Consider the following 15,389-nt stretch of genomic DNA (forward strand, 5'->3'; position numbering starts at 1 on the left):
CAAAGGAATCCGTCAAAAATGACGGGGTTGTGCATCATGCACTGGCTTTTAACACACTGTTGAGTTCTCAAGAAACGGACGCGTACATCCGCACCGGAACCACAATCCCTTGTGATCCCCGCTCGGAGGCGTTCACTCCGTTCGTTCTGTTGTGTCTTAATCTTTTCAGCCGCTCAAGTCCCTGTCAAATTGACCGGACCGGCTCGACTTTCCAAGAATTAAGCCGCGCCCCCTTTCGGAGACAACCCCTCTAAGTTACCAGCCGATCCGAGTGGACGCGCACGTCTCACCGGAGTGGTGATCTCTTGGAGGTGGCCCCCGAGTGAGCCCGGCGATCACCGCCGTTCTCGTGGGACTGGTGAACTCTATGTACGCCTCCCGGAACCGTCAAATCGATGGTTCGTCCCTCTCCCGGAGGCGGCCCAGGGGTAGGTACGGGGGCGTGCGTGATCAATCCGTGCCGAGGGCGGTGATCATCCTGGTCGGCCTGGCCGCCGGGGTGATCGTGCTCTTCGGTATCCGCGAGGTCGCCTCCATCGCCGGGCCCGTCGTGCTGGCTCTCGTGCTGGTCATCGCGGTCTCCCCGGTACGCAACTGGCTGGCCCGCCGGCACGCCCCCATCTGGCTCCAGGTCGCGCTGCCCTTCCTCATCGTCGTCCTCGTGCTGCTCGCCATGGTCGGCATCATCACCATCTCGGCCACCCAGCTCGCCTCGCTGCTGCCCACGTACACCGACCAGTTCCAGGAGCTGGTGGCCGACGCGCAGCGCTGGGCCGCGGCGCACGGGCTCAGCAACGACGTGCTGAGCAGGGGGCTGCAGGCGTTCGACCCCGGCAGGGTGCTGGGGCTGGCGCAGATCCTGCTCGGCAGCCTGATCGGGGTGCTGTCCGCGCTCTTCCTCATCGTGGTGCTGTTGCTGGCGATGTCGCTGGACGCGCCCGTCACCTCCAAGGTGCTCACGGCCGGCGAGGGGTATCGGCCGCACGTGGTGACGGCGCTGGCGACGTTCGCGCACAAGACACGGCGGTATTTGATCGTCTCCACGGTCTTCGGATTGATCAACGCGATTCTCGACATGATCGCGCTGTCGTTGTTGGACGTGCCGCTGCCGTTGCTCTGGGGTGTGCTGGCGCTCATCGCCAATTACATTCCGAACATCGGTTTCGTGATCGGGTTGCTGCCGCCCGCCATGCTCGCGCTGCTGGACGGCGGGGTGCGGACGATGCTCCTGGTCATCGCGGCCTATTGCGTCATCAATGTCGTCACGCAGTCGTTCATTCTGCCGAAATTCCTGGGCGACGCCGTGGGGCTTTCCACGACGATGACGTTCATCTCGCTGATCGTGTGGACTTTCGTGCTGGGGCCGCTCGGGGCGATTCTCGCGATTCCGTTGAGCCTGCTGACGCGGGCGTTGCTGATCGACAGCGACCCGAGTGCGAAATGGGCGCAGGCGCTGGTGTCCGGTAAGCGGCCGGCGGGGCGGCCCGGGCAGAGGCGAGTGCGGCGGGTCAGAGGAGGTGGCTCATCGGGCCGCCGCTGAGCCGGCGGACGTCGTTGGCCATGTGGGCCTGGTCGGTGTAGCCCGCCGTGGCGGCGACCTGCGCCAGGGGGAGGCCGGTGCGGGCCAGGCGCAGGGCGTGCTGGAAGCGGACGATGCGCTGCAACGTCTTGGGGGCATAGCCGAAGGCGGAGACGCTGCGGCGTTGCAGCTGGCGTTCGCTGAAGCCGAGTGACCAGGCGACCTCGCTGACCGTCCTGCCCTGGCTCAGGGCGGTGGCGATGGCGGGGGCGACGGGGTCGAGGCCCTGGTCGGCGTCGTAGCCGAGGTGGGGGACGAGCAGGCGGCGCCGCACCGCCGCCCGCACGGCGTGCAGCCGCTCCCCCGCCGTGCTCGCGGGGCCGTCGATCAGCTCGCGGAGGAACGCGTGGCCGCCGGGCAGGTCGGCCAGGGGGACGCGGCGGTCGAGGAGGTCGGCGAGCGGGACGCCGAAGAACGCGCCGACCGCCCCCGGCTTGAACCGCACTCCGACCATGGTCTCGCCCGCCCTGATGGACGTCGGCATGGGCCCCGTGTCAGGCCCCGCCACGAACGGCCCTTTGTCACCCCAGATCAGGTCGACACAGGCGTCGGGCACCACGAGCACCCGCCCACCGCCCCGCTGCTCGGGGGTGACGGCAGAGCCGGAGCCTCGCGCGCCCGAGGCCGGCGTGGGCGAGGCGGAGGTGTCGCTGGTGCGGAGCCATTCGCAGGCGATGCGGCCGGTGAAGCCCGAGGCCGGGGGCCGTTCGGCGTACATGGCTCCAACGTACGCCCGTCCTACGACAGATCGCCGAGCCTCCGTACGCGTGCAGCGTCTGCAGGCTCTGCACGGTGATGTAGCCGCCCCACTCGTGCTCCACCAATGGCGTCCACATCGTCCAGTTCGGGCCCCAGCCGCCGTCCGGGGACTGCGCGGCGAGCAGCGCGTCGAGGTGGGTGTCCAGGATGTCCTGGGGGAAGAGCGGCAGCGGCGACGGCCGGGGCGCGAAGTCGAGCGGGTGGTGGACGTGGCCGGGCGCGTCGAGGTCGTAGGTGACGGTGCCGAGCAGGACGTCCCGCAGCCGGTCGAACTCGGCCAGCGCGCGTTCCCTGTCCGGCACGTACGTCAGGAAGATCAGCGCGGCCATCGCCTCGTACGTGCCGGGCTCCTTGAGGCCGGCCAGCCGCGACCAGCAGAACGCGGTGGCCCCGGCCAGCCACGGATGCGCGACCCCGTGCTTGTGCAGCAGTCCCGCGATGGGCGCGGTGGGGACGAGCGCGCCGGGCGGGTCGTCGTCCGTCTGCCACCAGGGGGCGCGCGGCGCCTCGCGCACGGACGGCAGCACCCACGGCACCCCGCCGTCGATCGTGGTCACGGAGGCGAGGTAGTCGCAGGCGGCGGCCACCATCGGTGAGTCGAAGGCGTCCAGCTCGTCGAGGATCCACAGCGCCACCTCTACGGGCTCGGGCTGGCTGCCGGCGCCGCGCAGGTCGGGTTCGAGCGCGTGGCCGAAGCCGCCGTCGGGGTTCTGGTAGGCGCGCAGCGCGTGCAGCACGGGCTCGCGCGGGCCGCCCCTGAACAGCGCCTGGAAGCGCAGCCGGTCGATGAGGCGGCCGTGGTGCAGCAGGTAGCGCTCGGCGCGGTCGAGGACGTCCATGGCGGAGCTCCTTCTCAACGTGGGCTTCCGACGCTAACGAGACCGGGAGACCGCGGGCTTGTAACAATCGGACACGTGGACAGACGGCGCTGGGACATCGACGACCGCTTCACCGGGGTGTGCGACGCGACGGCGATGCTGCCCGCCGTGCACCGGCTCGGGGAGGCGATGGCGTCCGACGGGTGGGTGACGGAGAACCCTGAGGTGCACCTGCTGCCGCACACGGCCACCTGGTGCGCCTGATCGTCACTTGAGGTGGAAGACGGGCCCGCGCGGCCGGAAGGGCAGCGAGGCCCCCTGCGGGATCAGGAAGGCGTGCTCGCGCCGGATCCGCAGCACGTCGCACTCCCCGTCGGTGATCAGCAGGATGGGCCCGTCGGGCGGGAAGTCGCCGGCGCGTTCGAGCAGCCGGACGCCGGGCTGGAGGATCGTGCCGCCCCGCCCGCGCACCCTGACCTTGGAGGCGATCTCCTCGACGGGAAGGTAGCCGGCGTCGTAGGCGGTGGCGTCGCAGAACACCACTCGGGCGCGCGGCACGTCGCGGGCGGCGGCGTAGGAGGCGATGGCGCCGAGCGCCTTGCCGAGAAGCTTGACGTCCATGGAGCCGGAGGTGTCGAGCACCACCCCGAACGTGGCCCTGCGCACGGTCTCCTCGGGCCTGATCCGGCCGGGGCGCGGGATGTGGGGGGTGGCGGCCTGCCGGCGGGAGGCGCGGGCGTAGGTGCGGCGCTGCTCCTCGGGCCGGAAGTGCTCGTCGAACCAGCGGGCCAGCCGGGCGTCCCATGGCAGGGGCGGCTGGTCGAGCGCGCGGATCTCCTGTTCGAGCCCGGCCGGCAGCAGGCCGCGGCCGCTGGACTGGTGGTAGGCCAGGCCGGTGGTGAGGGCGTTGCGGTAGTAGTCGTCGAGGTCGACGTAGCCGCCGGCGCGGCGGGGCGGGCGGTCGAGCACGTCGCCGAGCCCGCGCCCGCGCAGCGTGCCGAGCTTGCGCAGGCGGCGCAGGTCGGTGGCGATGCGGTCGTAGACGGCCTCGGCCGACATTCCGGTGAGCGACTGGTCGAACAGCAGCCCTTCCGGCATCTCGCCGACGCCCATCTCGACCAGCCAGCCGTTGATGACGTAGTCGCAGGCGACGTTCCACAGGTACGGCTCGCGCAGACCGGCGCGCTCGCCGTGGCGCAGCGCGGCGTGCAGCATCTCGTGGGCCAGCACGAACCGCCAGCCCAGCTCGGTCTGCCTGCTGAGCGGGTTGATGTAGATCTCGCCCGCCTCGGCGCTGACGGCGGCGATCGAGATGTCCCGCTCCCGGGCCAGCTCGGCGTCCGTGACGATCTTCATGCCCGCGGCCAGCGCCCCGAGCAGCGGGTACGACGACACGAACCAGCGCAGCGCGGTGTCCCACGGCCCCTTGACGTGCCCTTCGACGGAGGTGCGTGGCTCACCGGCGACGTCCAGGGCGTGCGTGGCCGCGTCGGCGATGCCGATGGCGAACGACCGGGGGAAGTCGAGGTCGCGGGCCAGCTCGGCGGTGCCGATGCGGAAGTCGGGCTCGCCCGGCGGTCGGTAGGCGTCGGGCACGCTGGTGCGGCGCCACAGCTCAGACAGCGCCACCTCGTCGTGCGGGGGCAGCTCGGCGGGCAGCGGCTCAGGGCAGCGGCCGATCTTGAGGGTGCGCAGGAAGCGTTCGACGGCCAGGCAGCAGGCGGCGTGGTAGGCGGGGTCGGGGAGGTCGTCGTCGACGTCCTTCGGCGCGCAGGAGCGCGGGTCGGCGTGGCCGAAGCCGAGGTGGAGCAGCAGGTGGGCGAACACCCACGCCCACTCGTCGGCGGGGGCGCGGCGCTTGGGGTGGAAGTGCACGTCGCCGCCGGCGGTGACGTACGCCCACGTGTCGGTGGTGAGGCGGCCGTCGGGGGCCTCGTACAGGGTGCTGTGGAAGACGCGGAACAGCGGCAGCCGGCTGACGGTGTGCCAGCCCTTGAGCACCTCGGCCCGCCAGGGGTCGGTCTTGGCCTTGCGGCGGCTCATGAGCGGGCGGCCATCAGGCGGGGCACGTCTCTGCCGACCTCGACGAGGAACCAGGTGGGCAGCGCGGGCGCGCCGTCGGCGTCGTTGGCGATGACGAGCTGGGCGCACTCCAGCGAGATCTCGGCCAGCTCGACCAGCAGCGTCTTGGCGCGGAAGGCGAGGTCGCGGCCCCGGCCCGAGGCGCCGCGCTTGTCGGCGGGCAGCTCCTTGACGAGGCGGGCGCGGAACGTCTCGGCCAGGAAGTAGAGCAGGTCACGCTCCTCGGGCCGGCGCGGCCATGGCGCGTCGCCCTTGAGGACGGCCTCCAGATGGTACGCGTGCCGCACGGTCTTGACGTAGGCGCGGAAGGCGGAGGCGTGGGCGCTGGTGAGCGTGCCGAAGGCGAGCGTGGCGAGGGTGTCGTCGGAGATGTCGTCGCCGTAGGAGACGAGCACGTCGGAGAGCATGTGCCAGGCGCGCGGAGAGGAGAACGGCTCCTCGGTCTTGGGCGGCGGGCTCCACAGGTGGTCGGGCCGCTGCACGAGGTAGTCGATGATCCACGGGTGGATGCCGTTGGCGGCGGCCCACTTCAGCCAGTCGTCGGACGAGGCCCGCAGGTGGACGTGGACCAGCCGGTTGATCAGTGCGGAGGCCATGGGCCTGGCCAGGGCGTTGTCGGTGGCGCGGTTGCCTGCGCCGATGACGACCGAGCCCTCGGGCAGCTCGTAGGCGCCGATGCGGCGGTCGAGGATCAGCGAGTAGAACGCCTTCTGCACCTCGGGGGCCGAGGCGTTGAGCTCGTCGAGGAACAGGCAGTAGGGCTCGGCCCGCGCGATCGACTCGGGCGGCGCGAACCTGCTGCGCCCGCCGACCAGCTCGGGCACGCCGATGAGGTCCTCAGGGGCGAGCTGGGTGCCGAGCAGCGTGACGCAGTCGAGGCCGAGCGAGTCGGCGAACGCGCGGACGAGGGAGCTCTTGCCGATGCCGGGGGCGCCCCACAGGAAGACGGGCCGGACCACGGCGACGTGCAGCAGCAGCTCGGGGAGCTGTGCCGGAGTGACCGTGATCGTCGCCTGCATCACTCCAGACTGCCCAACGACGCGCGCGGCGCGCGAGGCATTTAATGCTTTGCCCGCCCGATCGGCCGCGACCTACAGTGACGGGCATGTCGAGCATGTTCTGCTGTCCGTGCTTCATCCGCATCCGCCGCGGCCGGGCTCTGGCCCGCTAGCGGATGCGATGAGCTGACCTGAGGCTGACGCGTCCGCAGGCGCGCCCGGGGCCCTTCGAGAGACCTGTTCGTCTCGAGGCCCAGGAAGGGCAGTACTGTGGCGCAGAACTTCGCGCACGGAAACCATTCACACACTCAGAAGAAGATCAGGAACGCCGGTGGCGGTCGCACGCCCGCGGATCGGGCGCGGCGCACGCTGTCGCAGAACTTCCTGGTCGACCGGCATGCCGTGCACCTGATGGTCAAGGCCGCCGCCCCGGATGGCCTGGTGCTGGAGCCGGGTCCTGGCACGGGGGCGCTGACGTTCGCGCTGGCGGAGGCGGGCGCGCGGGTGATCGGCTACGAGCTGGACCCGCGGCTGGCCGGGCTGCTGGCCGCGCGGACGCGCAGCGATCCGCGCATCCAGGTGGTCAGGGGCGACTTCGCTCGGGCGCGGGCGCCGCGCGAGCCGTTCGCGGTCGTGGGGAACATCCCGTACGCGGCGACCTCGCGGATCGTGGACTGGTGCCTGCGGGCGCCCGACATGACCTCGGCGACGCTGCTCACCCAGCGGGAGTACGCCCGCAAGCGCTCCGGCGACTACGGCCGGTGGAGCCTGGTCACGGTGCTGTCATGGCCGTGGTTCGACTGGCGGCTGGGTGACACGGTCGGCAGGGAGAGCTTCCGCCCGGTGCCGTCGGTCGACTCGGCGATCCTGCGCATCGAACGCAGACCGGAGCCGCTGGTGTCCGGCCGCCGCTCGTACGAGGAGCTGGTCGAGCTGGGCTTCGGCGGGGTGGGCGGCTCGGTGCGCGCCTCGCTGAAGACGCGCTACGCCGGGGTGGACGCCGCGCTGGCGGCGGCCGGCGTGGCCCGCGACACCGTCGTGGGCCACGTGCGTCCCGGCCAGTGGATCACGTTGTGGGAGCGCCTATGCCGGTGACGTGATCCGCGACGACTTGGGCGACCCGGAGGAGGCGAGCCCTGGGGCCTCCGCGACGCGGCGGTTCCAGGGCAGGGCCAGCGCGAGGATCGGCAGGATCAGGATGGAGGCCCGCGACCAGTAGGTGTGCTGCAGCCACCACCCCTGCGGGTCGAACTGGGTCATGACCAGGTAGCCGTAGGCCGACCAGAACGACGTGGTGAGAATGGCCGCCCAGGCGAACCTGGTGGGCCGGGCGACCAGGAACGGCATGAACCACAGCAGGTATTGGGCGCCGAGCCGGGGCGTCATGATCATGAAGACGATCAGGATGGCCGTCGTCATGTCGATCGGGTCGGCCCGCCGCCACCACAGGATGACGGCGATCACGCTGACGTAGATGAGGTTGGTGCCGAACGAGGCCAGCTCGGGCCGCAGGTCCCAGCTGCCGCCGGTGAACCACGGGGTCCAGCCCCACTCGCCGACGATGGGCCGGATGTCGCGGATGGTGTCGATGACGGCCGGGATCTGGTTGAGCGACGTGCCGGCGAAGATCGGCAGCGTCACCAGGAAGAAGACCGGCACGAGCCCGGTGGTGAACAGCCCCATCACGCGGGCGCGCAGGTTGGGCAGGAGCAGCAGCATGCCGGGGATCAGCCAGATCGGCCAGCTCTTGGCGCACAGCGCGAGGCCCATGAGCAGCCCGGCCAGCGCGCCGCGGCGCAGGTGGGCGCGGTCGTCGGGGCCGGGGAGCAGCGCGCGGTGCAGCATGCCGCGGCGGCCGATCACGCGCGGGATGGAGCCGCGTACGCCGTAGGCCGCGATGCCCTGGCGCACCCTGGCGGCGACGTCGGTGACCATGCCGGGCCTGTGGGGGTCGCCCGGGCCGCGGGCCACCACGAACGCGGCCACGCCGAACACCAGCGCGACCGGCTCGACCTGGCCGTGCACGGAGGCGACGAGCAGGGCGAGCGGGTTGAGCGCGTACTGGAAGGCGCGCAGCGACGCCCTCGGGCCGCCGGCGAGCTTGCCGACCAGCGGGATGAGCACGATGTCGGCGACCACGGTGACCAGCCGGCCGGCGTATTCCCAGGGGATGCCGAGCCACAGCAGGATGCCGTAGACGTAGGGGATGGTCGGCAGGAAGTGCCAGCCGCCGTTGCTGGCCAGAACCGGGTCCTCGCCGCGCAGCACGGCCTCGCCCGCGGGCTTGAAGCTGTTGACGAAGTCGACGGGCTGCCAGGTGCCGATGGCCGCGACGTACATGATGAGCACGCGCACGGCGATGCCGACCGTGAGGGCGACCCAGAGAGGGGGGCGCCAGTCACGACGTTGCGCGACGATGGCGAGCACGACACCGGCGACGAGGACGATCCCCGTGAGAGCTGCGTAATCCATGGCGCGTCTAGCCTGCCGTAAGCCGGGACCCGCTGCCACTCGGCCGGGTCGAGTGCTGCCAATTCTTATCCCCGACATGCCGACACGTATCCCGATACGACATCACGGTCTGTGTTGAACTTTTTCCATGGGGGGATCGCAGGTCAACCAGGCACTGGTCAGGCTGTATTTCGAGGTACGGGACGAGGAGCGCGACCCGGTCGCGGCCTGGGCGAAACTCACAGGAAACTCACAGCTCTACCACCGCATGCGAGGTGAGCGGCGGGTGCCGCTCGACGACGCGACGGCGGCGGAGCTGGCCGGCGCCGCGATCGTGGACACCGCGGCGCGGCACGGCGCGGAGCGGGTGGCGGCGCTGGCGACCTCGCCGCTGTCGCGGCTGGTGGGCGGGCTGGGCGGGGCGGTACTGACCGAGCATCCGTGCGCGCCCGAGCAGGTGCTCGGCCCCCGGTTCTCCGGTCCTGGGGCCGACGACTGGGCGCGGCAGGCGTACGTGCTGCTCTGGGGCGAGAACAACCGGCTGGTACGCACGGCGGACACGCCCTGGGTGATCGCCGGGCGGTACAAGGGCCAGAAGGTGGTGGCGATCGGCACGCACCCGACCCGGCTGTCGGACGAGACGCTGGTGGTGCGGCCGGGCACGGACGGCGCGCTGGCGATGGCCATGGGGCACGTGCTGCTCAAGGAGTTCTTCCTGGATCGCACGCCGTTCGCCGGGCACGCGATGGAGCGTACGGACCTGCCGTCCCTGGTGTGGTTGCGGCGGCGGGAGGGCGCGTACGTGCCGGGCGGGCTGACGGGTGAGATTTGCGACCGGCTGAGCGTGTACGGCGGTGAGGCGGCGGAGGTGCTGCTGCCGCGCTTCGACGACGGCACGGGGGTGCTGCGGCGGGGCGTGCCGGTGGTGCTGGACGGCGGTGAGCCGGTGACGACGGTGTTCGACCTGCTGCTCGCCGTGTACGGGGTGCCGCGCCCCGGGCTGCCGGGGGTGTGGCCGGGCGGATACGAGGACCGGGCCGAGCCGTACACGCCGGGGTGGCAGGAGGCGTACACGGGGGTGGCGGCGTCGCGGGCGGTGAAGACGGCGCGGGAGCTGGGGGTGACGGCGGAGAAGACGGGCGGCCGGTGCGTGATCGTGCCGGGGCGGCTGGAGACGCCGCACGCGGACACGGCGTACCGGGCGATGCTGGCGCTGCTGGTGCTGACCGGGTGCGGCGGCGGGTGGGCGCAGGCGGGCGGCGCGGGGATCCCGCTGGTGCCGTACCTGTGCCTGCACGCGTGCGGCGAGGACCGCGCCGACGTGGGGGCGCTGAGCTGGGCGCTGGCGGAGGGGTTGTTCGCGCGCAGGACGTCGCGGGCGGTCCTGCTGGAGGCGGTGGCCGGGGGGTGGCCGATGGCGCCGCCGCCGCGCGTGCTCGCGCTCCCCCGGCCGATCTATCCGCTGCCGCCCGACGTGGACCTGCTGATCGGCCCCGACGAGCACTGCGACCTGACGCCGCCCGACCCTGAGCTGCTGGCCGGGGCCGTGACCAGGCTGGCCGGCGACACGTCACCCCGGCGGCTCCCCGAGCCGGGCGCGCGGCCCGGGTTCGGGCGGATGCGGGTGATGGTGGACCACGCCTGGATGCACGAGTACGGCGAGGCGCTGCCCACCTACCGACCGCCCGGTCTCGGCATCCCGATCAAGCCCACCCAGCTCGTCAGGGTGCGGTGAGCCCGTCGAGGTAGTCCCGGTGGTTCCGGGTGAACTCCTTGCCGTTGAAGACGTCCCAGTTGATCGACCAGGCCATCAGCCCGCGCAGGCCGGGGTAGACGCCGCGCGGCCGGTACGACCCGCAGCCGGTGCCCTTGGCCAGGCAGTCGAACGCCTTGTGCACCTCGGCCACGGTGGTGAACCCGTTGCCGGCGTTGGGCGAGGCGGGCAGCCCGATCGCCACCTGGTCCTGGCGCAGCGGCGGGAACACGTTGGCCGGGTTCCCCGCGATCGGGAAGCCGGCGAGCAGCATGTCGGTCATGGCGACGTGGAAGTCGTGCCCGCCCATCGTGTGGTACTGGCCGTCGAGCCCCATGATCGGGCCCGAGTTGTAGTCCTGCACGTGGAGCAGGGTCAGGTCGTCGCGCAGGGCGTGGATGACCGGCAAATAGGACGCGCTCCTGGGGTCGGCGCCGTTCTGGCCCGGCCCGTAGAACTGGTGGCCGAGCTGGACGAAGAACGTCTCGGGGGCCATGGTGAGCGTGAAGTCGTCACCGTAGCGGCTCTTGAGCGCCTTGAGCGCCGCGATGAGGTTGACGACGACCGGGGTGGTCGGGCGGGCGAGGTCGGTGTCGCCGGGGTCGAGGTAGAGGGAGTGGCCCTCGAAGTCGACGTCCAGGCCGTCGAGGCCGTAGCGGTCGATGATGGCCGAGACGGAGCTGACGAACGCGTCGCGGGCCGCCGCCGTGGTGAGCTGCACCTGGCCGTTCTGGCCGCCGATCGAGATCAGCACCTTCTTGCCCTGCGCCTGCTTGGCCCTGATGGCGGCGATGAAGTCGGACTCGGACTCGACGCCTGGGCATTCGGCGGCGGGGCAGCGGGTGAAGCGGATGTCGCCGGAGGTGACGGAGGTGGGCTCGCCGAAGGCGAGGTGGATGACATCCCACTCGTCCGGTACGTCGCTCATGCGGATGTAGCCGGAGCCGTTGGCGAACGACGCGTGCAGGTAGCCGGCCATGACGCGCTCGGGCAGGCCGGTGTCGCCGCCGCTCTCCGTCGTGGTGCCGGTGACCTGCGTCGAGTACGGCGAGCAGTTGCCCGCCGCGTCGCAGGCCCTGACCCGGAAGGCGTACGACGTCCGCGGGGTCAGGCCGGTCGCGGTGTACGCGGTGCCGGTGACGGCGGTGGGGGCGGCGCCGTTCCTGGAGACCTCGTATTTCGTCACGCCGACGTCGTCCGATGAGGGCGACCAGGTCACGTCGAGGCTGCTCGCTGTCGCGCGGCCGACGGTGACGTTCCCTGGGACGGCAGGGGCCTGGGTGTCCTCGGGGCCGCCGCCTCCTGGGCCGTCCAGTTGCAGGTCGTCGGCGAGGTAGGGGCCCTGACCGTACCAGCCGTTGACGTACACGGTCACCGACGTGGTGGCGGGGCCGGTGGTGAAGGAGGTCCTGAGCTGGGACCAGGCCGCGCCGGGCGAGGCCCACGTGCTGGCGCTGACGCCGGAGCCGGTCGCGCCGAGGAAGACGTACGCGCCCTGCACCCAGGCCGACAGCTGGTAGGCGGTGTTCGGCAGGACGGTGACGGCCTGCTCGCAGCGGGCCAGGTCGTTGCCCTGCGGGGTGGCGCGCAGCGCGCGGGCGCCGCCGTGCACGGGTACGGTCACGGTCTCGGCGCCCGAGCAGGTCCAGCCGGTCAGGCCGGACTCGAAGCCCGGGTTGCGGGCGATGTTCGCGGCGTGTGCGGGGGTGGCGGGGAGTGCGACGAGTGCGGCGGCCAGCAGGACCGCCGGTGCTCGGAATCTCATGCTGTCCTCACTGCGGCCCGCCCCCGAGGCGGAGCGAGGACGGGCCGGTCGGTGACTCGGAGGGGCGGGATCCGGGAGGCGGCCCGCCCCTTCTTGGAGGGGCGGGCCGGTGGGTCAGAAGCCGGCGGTGATCCTGGTGAAGTCCCAGTCGGCCTGCGCGATGCCGCTGCAGTGCGCGACCACGCCGCCGCCGGGGCAGCCCCGGTCGCGGTTGACCGCCCAGTAGGCGAGCCTGGTCAGGCCCTTCGACCTGGCCCAGTCACGGATCTGGGTCCAGGTGCCGGTGGTGGTCATCTCCTGCTGGTCGGACAGGCCGTTCATGCCGGAGATGCCCATGTGGGCGTACGCCTGCGCGTCGGTCCAGCCGTAGGCGTTCTTGAGTGCGTTCTTCAGGCCCTCGGAGGCGTTGACGGTGTCCTGGTAGATGTTGGAGCTGCCGAAGTCGAACGGCATGATCGTGAAGTTGTCGATCGGCACGCCGAGTGCCTTGGCCTGGTTGATGAGCCGGACGCCGTGGTTGTTCGGGCCGGTCCGCTCGGTGCCGAACGTGACGACGATCTTGATGTTCGGGTTGTTCTGCTTGACGATCTTGAGGGCGTTCAGGATGCGGTCCTGGACGGTGTAGTCGGCGAACTCGTCGGTGTTCTCGATGTCGAAGTCCACGACGGCCGGGCCGACGGCGTTGATGACCTGCTGCACCGCGTTGGCGTACGCCTGCGGCGAGGAGCAGTTGGGGCCGAGCTTGTTGCCCTGCCAGCCGCCGAAGGAGATCTGGACGTCGCCGCCCTTCGACTTGATCGTGTTGATCGCCTGCTGGTCGGCGCCGCCGGTGAGCGGCCTGTTGCCGTCCCAGGCCGGGGTGCAGCCGCCGCTCGACAGGATGAACGCCATCGTGAACGACTTCACGCCGGTCGCGTCCATCACCGTGCCGGGGTTCGGCGGGTTGCCCCAGCCCATGTAGAGGTAGGGGGCGCCGGCCATCTTCGCCGGGTTGGGCCCAGGGCCGGAGCCGCCGCCGGAGGTGGTGGCCGTCACGGAGTTGCTGGCCCCGGACAGGTTGCCGGCGGCGTCGCGGGCGCGGACGGTGTAGGTGTATCCGGTGTTCGCGGCGCGGCCGGTGTCGGTGTACGACGTGCCGGACACCGTCGTGACGAGGGTGCCGCCCCGGTAGACGTTGTAACCGGTGACGCCGACGTTGTCGGAGGAGGCGTTCCATGCCAGGGAGACGCTGCTGGAGGTGACGCCGGTCGAGCGGAGGTTGCCGGGCGCCGACGGGGCCGAGGTGTCGCTGCCGCCGCCGCCCGAGCCGCGCTTCCACAGCGCGGGCACGTTCGGCGGCTCCCAGCCGGGCTGCGAGGTGTGGGCCTGCAGGCACACGTAGTCGACGCCCTGGTACGTGACGACGGCGCCGGTCGCGTACGAGGTCCACGGCGCCCAGGCGGCGGCGAGCACCCTGATCTGCTCGACGGTGGCCTGTGCGGGGGTGGCGAGTCCGGCGCCGGTCAGCACGAGGGCGAGGCCGCTCGCCAGGGCGGTGAGTCTGCTGCGAAAGGTCATGGCATTCCCTGGAGGTGGGGCTTGACGGTCTTGGAGAACTGCCAGTTGTTGCTCGCGTCCCAGTTGATGGACCAGGTCATCGCGCCGCGGATGTCGGGGTAGGCGCGCGGCGGCACGAAGGATCCGCAGTTGCTGCGCTTGGCCAGACAGTCGAGCGCCTGGTTGACGAGGGCGGGCGCGACGACGCCGCCGCCCGCCGCGCCGGGCCCGGCCGGCAGGCCCAGCGCCACCTGGTCGGGGCGCAGGCCGTTCTCGAGCTGGATGCAGGCCAGGGCGGTCATGAAGTTGACCGAGCCCTGCGCGTACGCCTGCGCCTGGTCGCAGCCGAGCATGGAGCCCGAGTTGTAGAACTGGGTGTGGACGACCGTGAGGATGTCCTTGATCGACAGGGCGAGCTTGAAGTACTCCATCCCGGTCGTCTGCATGTCGATGGTCTGCGGGGCCATCGTGATGATGAGGTCGGAGCCGGCCTTGGCGCGCAGCGACCTGAGCGCCTGGGCCATGTAGGTGGCGTTGAGCCCGTTCTCCAGGTCGATGTCCACGCCGTCGAAGCCGTAGCTCTGCATGATCGCGTAGACGGAGTCGGCGAAGCGGGTCGCGGCCGCCGAGTCGGCCACCTGCACCCGGCCTGCCTCGCCGCCGACCGACAGGATGACCTTCTTGCCGCGCTGGTGCAGGGCCTGCACGTCGGCCTTGAACTGGGCGTCGGTGTAGCCGCCGACCGCGGCGGCCAGGCCGCCGTCCACGGCGAAGGTGACCTGGCCCGGGGTGGCGGTGGCCTCGCCGAACGCGACGGCGATCAGGTCGTACTCGCTGGGGACGGCTCCGAGCTTGAGCTCGACGGCGGGGTTGACGAAGTTGTGCCAGTAGCCGGTGAGGAAGTGCTTGGGCAGCGTGCCTCCGCCGCCGGTGCAGCCGCTGGTGGTGGCGGTGACGTCACGTCCCTGCGACTCGCCCTGCGCGTTGTACGCCTTGACGGTGTAGGTGTGCGTCTGGCAGGTGCCGAGCCCGCCGACGGTGGCCGTGGTGCCGGTGACCGTGGCCTTGACCGTGCTGCCCTCGTAGACGCGGTAGCCGGTGACCGTGCCGCTGGACGCGCCCCAGGTCAGGGTGATGGCGCTCGCCGTGGCGGTGGCGTTGACCGTTCCCGGGGCGCCGGGGACGCCGGGGTTGGTGGTGCCGCCGCCGCAGGAGGAGCCGTTGAGCGTGCAGCCGGTGATGCCGGGGAAGTTGCCGGGGTTGCCGTTGAAGCCGAAGCTCGCGCTGGCCCCGGGGGCGAGCGGGCCCGCCCAGCTCGGCGGGGTGAAGGTGTAGTGCTGCCCGCTCCTGGCCATGACGGCGTCCCAGGCGGACGGGATGCTGAAGCCGGACGGCAGGTCGAACTGCACGTTCCAGCTCGGCATGGCGGTGGTGCTGTCGTTGGTGACGGTCACCTTGCCCTCGAAGCCAGAGCCCCAGTCCGACACCTCGACGAACGTCGCGGTGGGGCCCGCGGCGTGCGCGGGCGCGGCGGGGAGCACGGAGAGGCCGAGTGCGGCGGTGGCCAGCGTCAGGAGGATCGCGCGTAATCTCACGGGTCTTTCCTTCTGGTTTTGCGTGCCGTACGGCTTGCGCAGGGGGGTGAGAA

12 protein-coding genes are annotated in these 15,389 nt (G+C 71.4%); 4 read left to right on the forward strand and 8 right to left on the reverse strand.

Annotation, left to right across the window (positions count from 1 at the left end; genetic code table 11):
• Positions 1-442 precede the first annotated feature (442 nt).
• A complete protein-coding gene (locus tag AB0K18_RS44235; RefSeq protein WP_364927249.1) occupies positions 443-1,540 on the forward strand; it encodes an AI-2E family transporter in 1,098 nt (365 codons plus the stop codon).
• On the opposite strand, the gene AB0K18_RS44240 is transcribed toward AB0K18_RS44235, so the two are convergent.
• Both AB0K18_RS44240 and AB0K18_RS44245 read right to left on the reverse strand, forming a co-directional pair.
• On the reverse strand, positions 1,509-2,135 hold the full coding sequence (locus tag AB0K18_RS44240) for a helix-turn-helix domain-containing protein (RefSeq protein ID WP_364927252.1): 627 nt from the start codon (positions 2,133-2,135) through the stop codon (positions 1,509-1,511). The genes AB0K18_RS44235 and AB0K18_RS44240 overlap by 32 nt on opposite strands.
• On the reverse strand, positions 2,101-3,177 hold the full coding sequence (locus AB0K18_RS44245; RefSeq protein ID WP_364927254.1) for a hypothetical protein: 1,077 nt from the start codon (positions 3,175-3,177) through the stop codon (positions 2,101-2,103). Before AB0K18_RS44245 ends, AB0K18_RS44240 begins: the two co-directional genes overlap by 35 nt.
• A 75-nt stretch (positions 3,178-3,252) precedes the next feature.
• Between AB0K18_RS44245 and AB0K18_RS44250 the strand changes: the two genes are divergently transcribed.
• Positions 3,253-3,420 carry a hypothetical protein gene (locus AB0K18_RS44250; RefSeq protein ID WP_364927257.1) on the forward strand — a complete coding sequence of 56 codons (168 nt, stop codon included), beginning with the start codon at positions 3,253-3,255 and terminating at the stop codon, positions 3,418-3,420.
• Positions 3,421-3,423: 3 nt separating this feature from the next.
• Here AB0K18_RS44250 and AB0K18_RS44255 read toward each other — a convergent pair whose 3' ends face one another.
• Positions 3,424-5,199, reverse strand: a complete 1,776-nt coding sequence (locus AB0K18_RS44255; protein ID WP_364927260.1) for a hypothetical protein — start codon at positions 5,197-5,199, stop codon at positions 3,424-3,426.
• Positions 5,196-6,257, reverse strand: a complete 1,062-nt coding sequence (locus AB0K18_RS44260) for a MoxR family ATPase (protein WP_364927263.1) — start codon at positions 6,255-6,257, stop codon at positions 5,196-5,198. The genes AB0K18_RS44255 and AB0K18_RS44260 overlap by 4 nt, the downstream gene beginning before the upstream one ends.
• 249 nt (positions 6,258-6,506) lie before the next feature.
• Here AB0K18_RS44260 and erm point away from each other — a divergent pair, with 249 nt between their 5' ends.
• On the forward strand, positions 6,507-7,331 hold the full coding sequence (gene erm, locus AB0K18_RS44265; RefSeq protein ID WP_364927266.1) for an ErmE/ErmH/ErmO/ErmR family 23S rRNA (adenine(2058)-N(6))-methyltransferase: 825 nt from the start codon (positions 6,507-6,509) through the stop codon (positions 7,329-7,331).
• On the opposite strand, the gene AB0K18_RS44270 is transcribed toward erm, so the two are convergent.
• On the reverse strand, positions 7,320-8,708 hold the full coding sequence (locus AB0K18_RS44270) for a hypothetical protein (protein WP_364927269.1): 1,389 nt from the start codon (positions 8,706-8,708) through the stop codon (positions 7,320-7,322). The two genes, erm and AB0K18_RS44270, sit on opposite strands and share 12 nt — an antisense overlap.
• A gap of 127 nt (positions 8,709-8,835) precedes the next feature.
• On the opposite strand from AB0K18_RS44270, the gene AB0K18_RS44275 reads away from it, so the two are divergent.
• Positions 8,836-10,422 (forward strand): molybdopterin-dependent oxidoreductase, encoded by a 1,587-nt coding sequence (locus tag AB0K18_RS44275; protein ID WP_364927272.1) that lies wholly within the window; start codon positions 8,836-8,838, stop codon positions 10,420-10,422.
• On the opposite strand, the gene AB0K18_RS44280 is transcribed toward AB0K18_RS44275, so the two are convergent.
• The 3 genes from AB0K18_RS44280 to AB0K18_RS44290 all read right to left on the reverse strand — a co-directional run bounded on the left by AB0K18_RS44280 (position 10,409) and on the right by AB0K18_RS44290 (position 15,336).
• Positions 10,409-12,205 (reverse strand): glycoside hydrolase family 18 protein, encoded by a 1,797-nt coding sequence (locus AB0K18_RS44280; protein ID WP_364927275.1) that lies wholly within the window; start codon positions 12,203-12,205, stop codon positions 10,409-10,411. The two genes, AB0K18_RS44275 and AB0K18_RS44280, sit on opposite strands and share 14 nt — an antisense overlap.
• A 114-nt stretch (positions 12,206-12,319) precedes the next feature.
• The gene (locus AB0K18_RS44285; protein ID WP_364927278.1) at positions 12,320-13,762 is read right to left on the reverse strand and encodes a carbohydrate-binding protein; all 1,443 of its coding nucleotides are present in this window, start codon (positions 13,760-13,762) and stop codon (positions 12,320-12,322) included.
• On the reverse strand, positions 13,759-15,336 hold the full coding sequence (locus AB0K18_RS44290; protein ID WP_364927283.1) for a cellulose binding domain-containing protein: 1,578 nt from the start codon (positions 15,334-15,336) through the stop codon (positions 13,759-13,761). Before AB0K18_RS44290 ends, AB0K18_RS44285 begins: the two co-directional genes overlap by 4 nt.
• Between the last annotated feature and the right edge of the window lie 53 nt (positions 15,337-15,389).

The sequence above is a fragment of the Nonomuraea sp. NPDC049421 genome, assembly GCF_040677005.1.
Classification (GTDB): Bacteria; Actinomycetota; Actinomycetes; order Streptosporangiales; family Streptosporangiaceae; genus Nonomuraea; species Nonomuraea salmonea.

Excerpts from the sequence above, each read along its gene's own strand:
- AB0K18_RS44245 (WP_364927254.1), bottom strand. The coding sequence starts at position 3,177 with ATGGACGTCCTCGACCGCGCCGAGCGCTACCTGCTGCACCACGGCCGC.
- AB0K18_RS44255 (WP_364927260.1), bottom strand. The coding sequence starts at position 5,199 with ATGAGCCGCCGCAAGGCCAAGACCGACCCCTGGCGGGCCGAGGTGCTC.
- AB0K18_RS44260 (WP_364927263.1), bottom strand. The coding sequence starts at position 6,257 with ATGCAGGCGACGATCACGGTCACTCCGGCACAGCTCCCCGAGCTGCTG.
- AB0K18_RS44270 (WP_364927269.1), bottom strand. The coding sequence starts at position 8,708 with ATGGATTACGCAGCTCTCACGGGGATCGTCCTCGTCGCCGGTGTCGTG.
- AB0K18_RS44275 (WP_364927272.1), top strand. The coding sequence starts at position 8,836 with ATGGGGGGATCGCAGGTCAACCAGGCACTGGTCAGGCTGTATTTCGAG.
- AB0K18_RS44280 (WP_364927275.1), bottom strand. The coding sequence starts at position 12,205 with ATGAGATTCCGAGCACCGGCGGTCCTGCTGGCCGCCGCACTCGTCGCA.
- AB0K18_RS44285 (WP_364927278.1), bottom strand. The coding sequence starts at position 13,762 with ATGACCTTTCGCAGCAGACTCACCGCCCTGGCGAGCGGCCTCGCCCTC.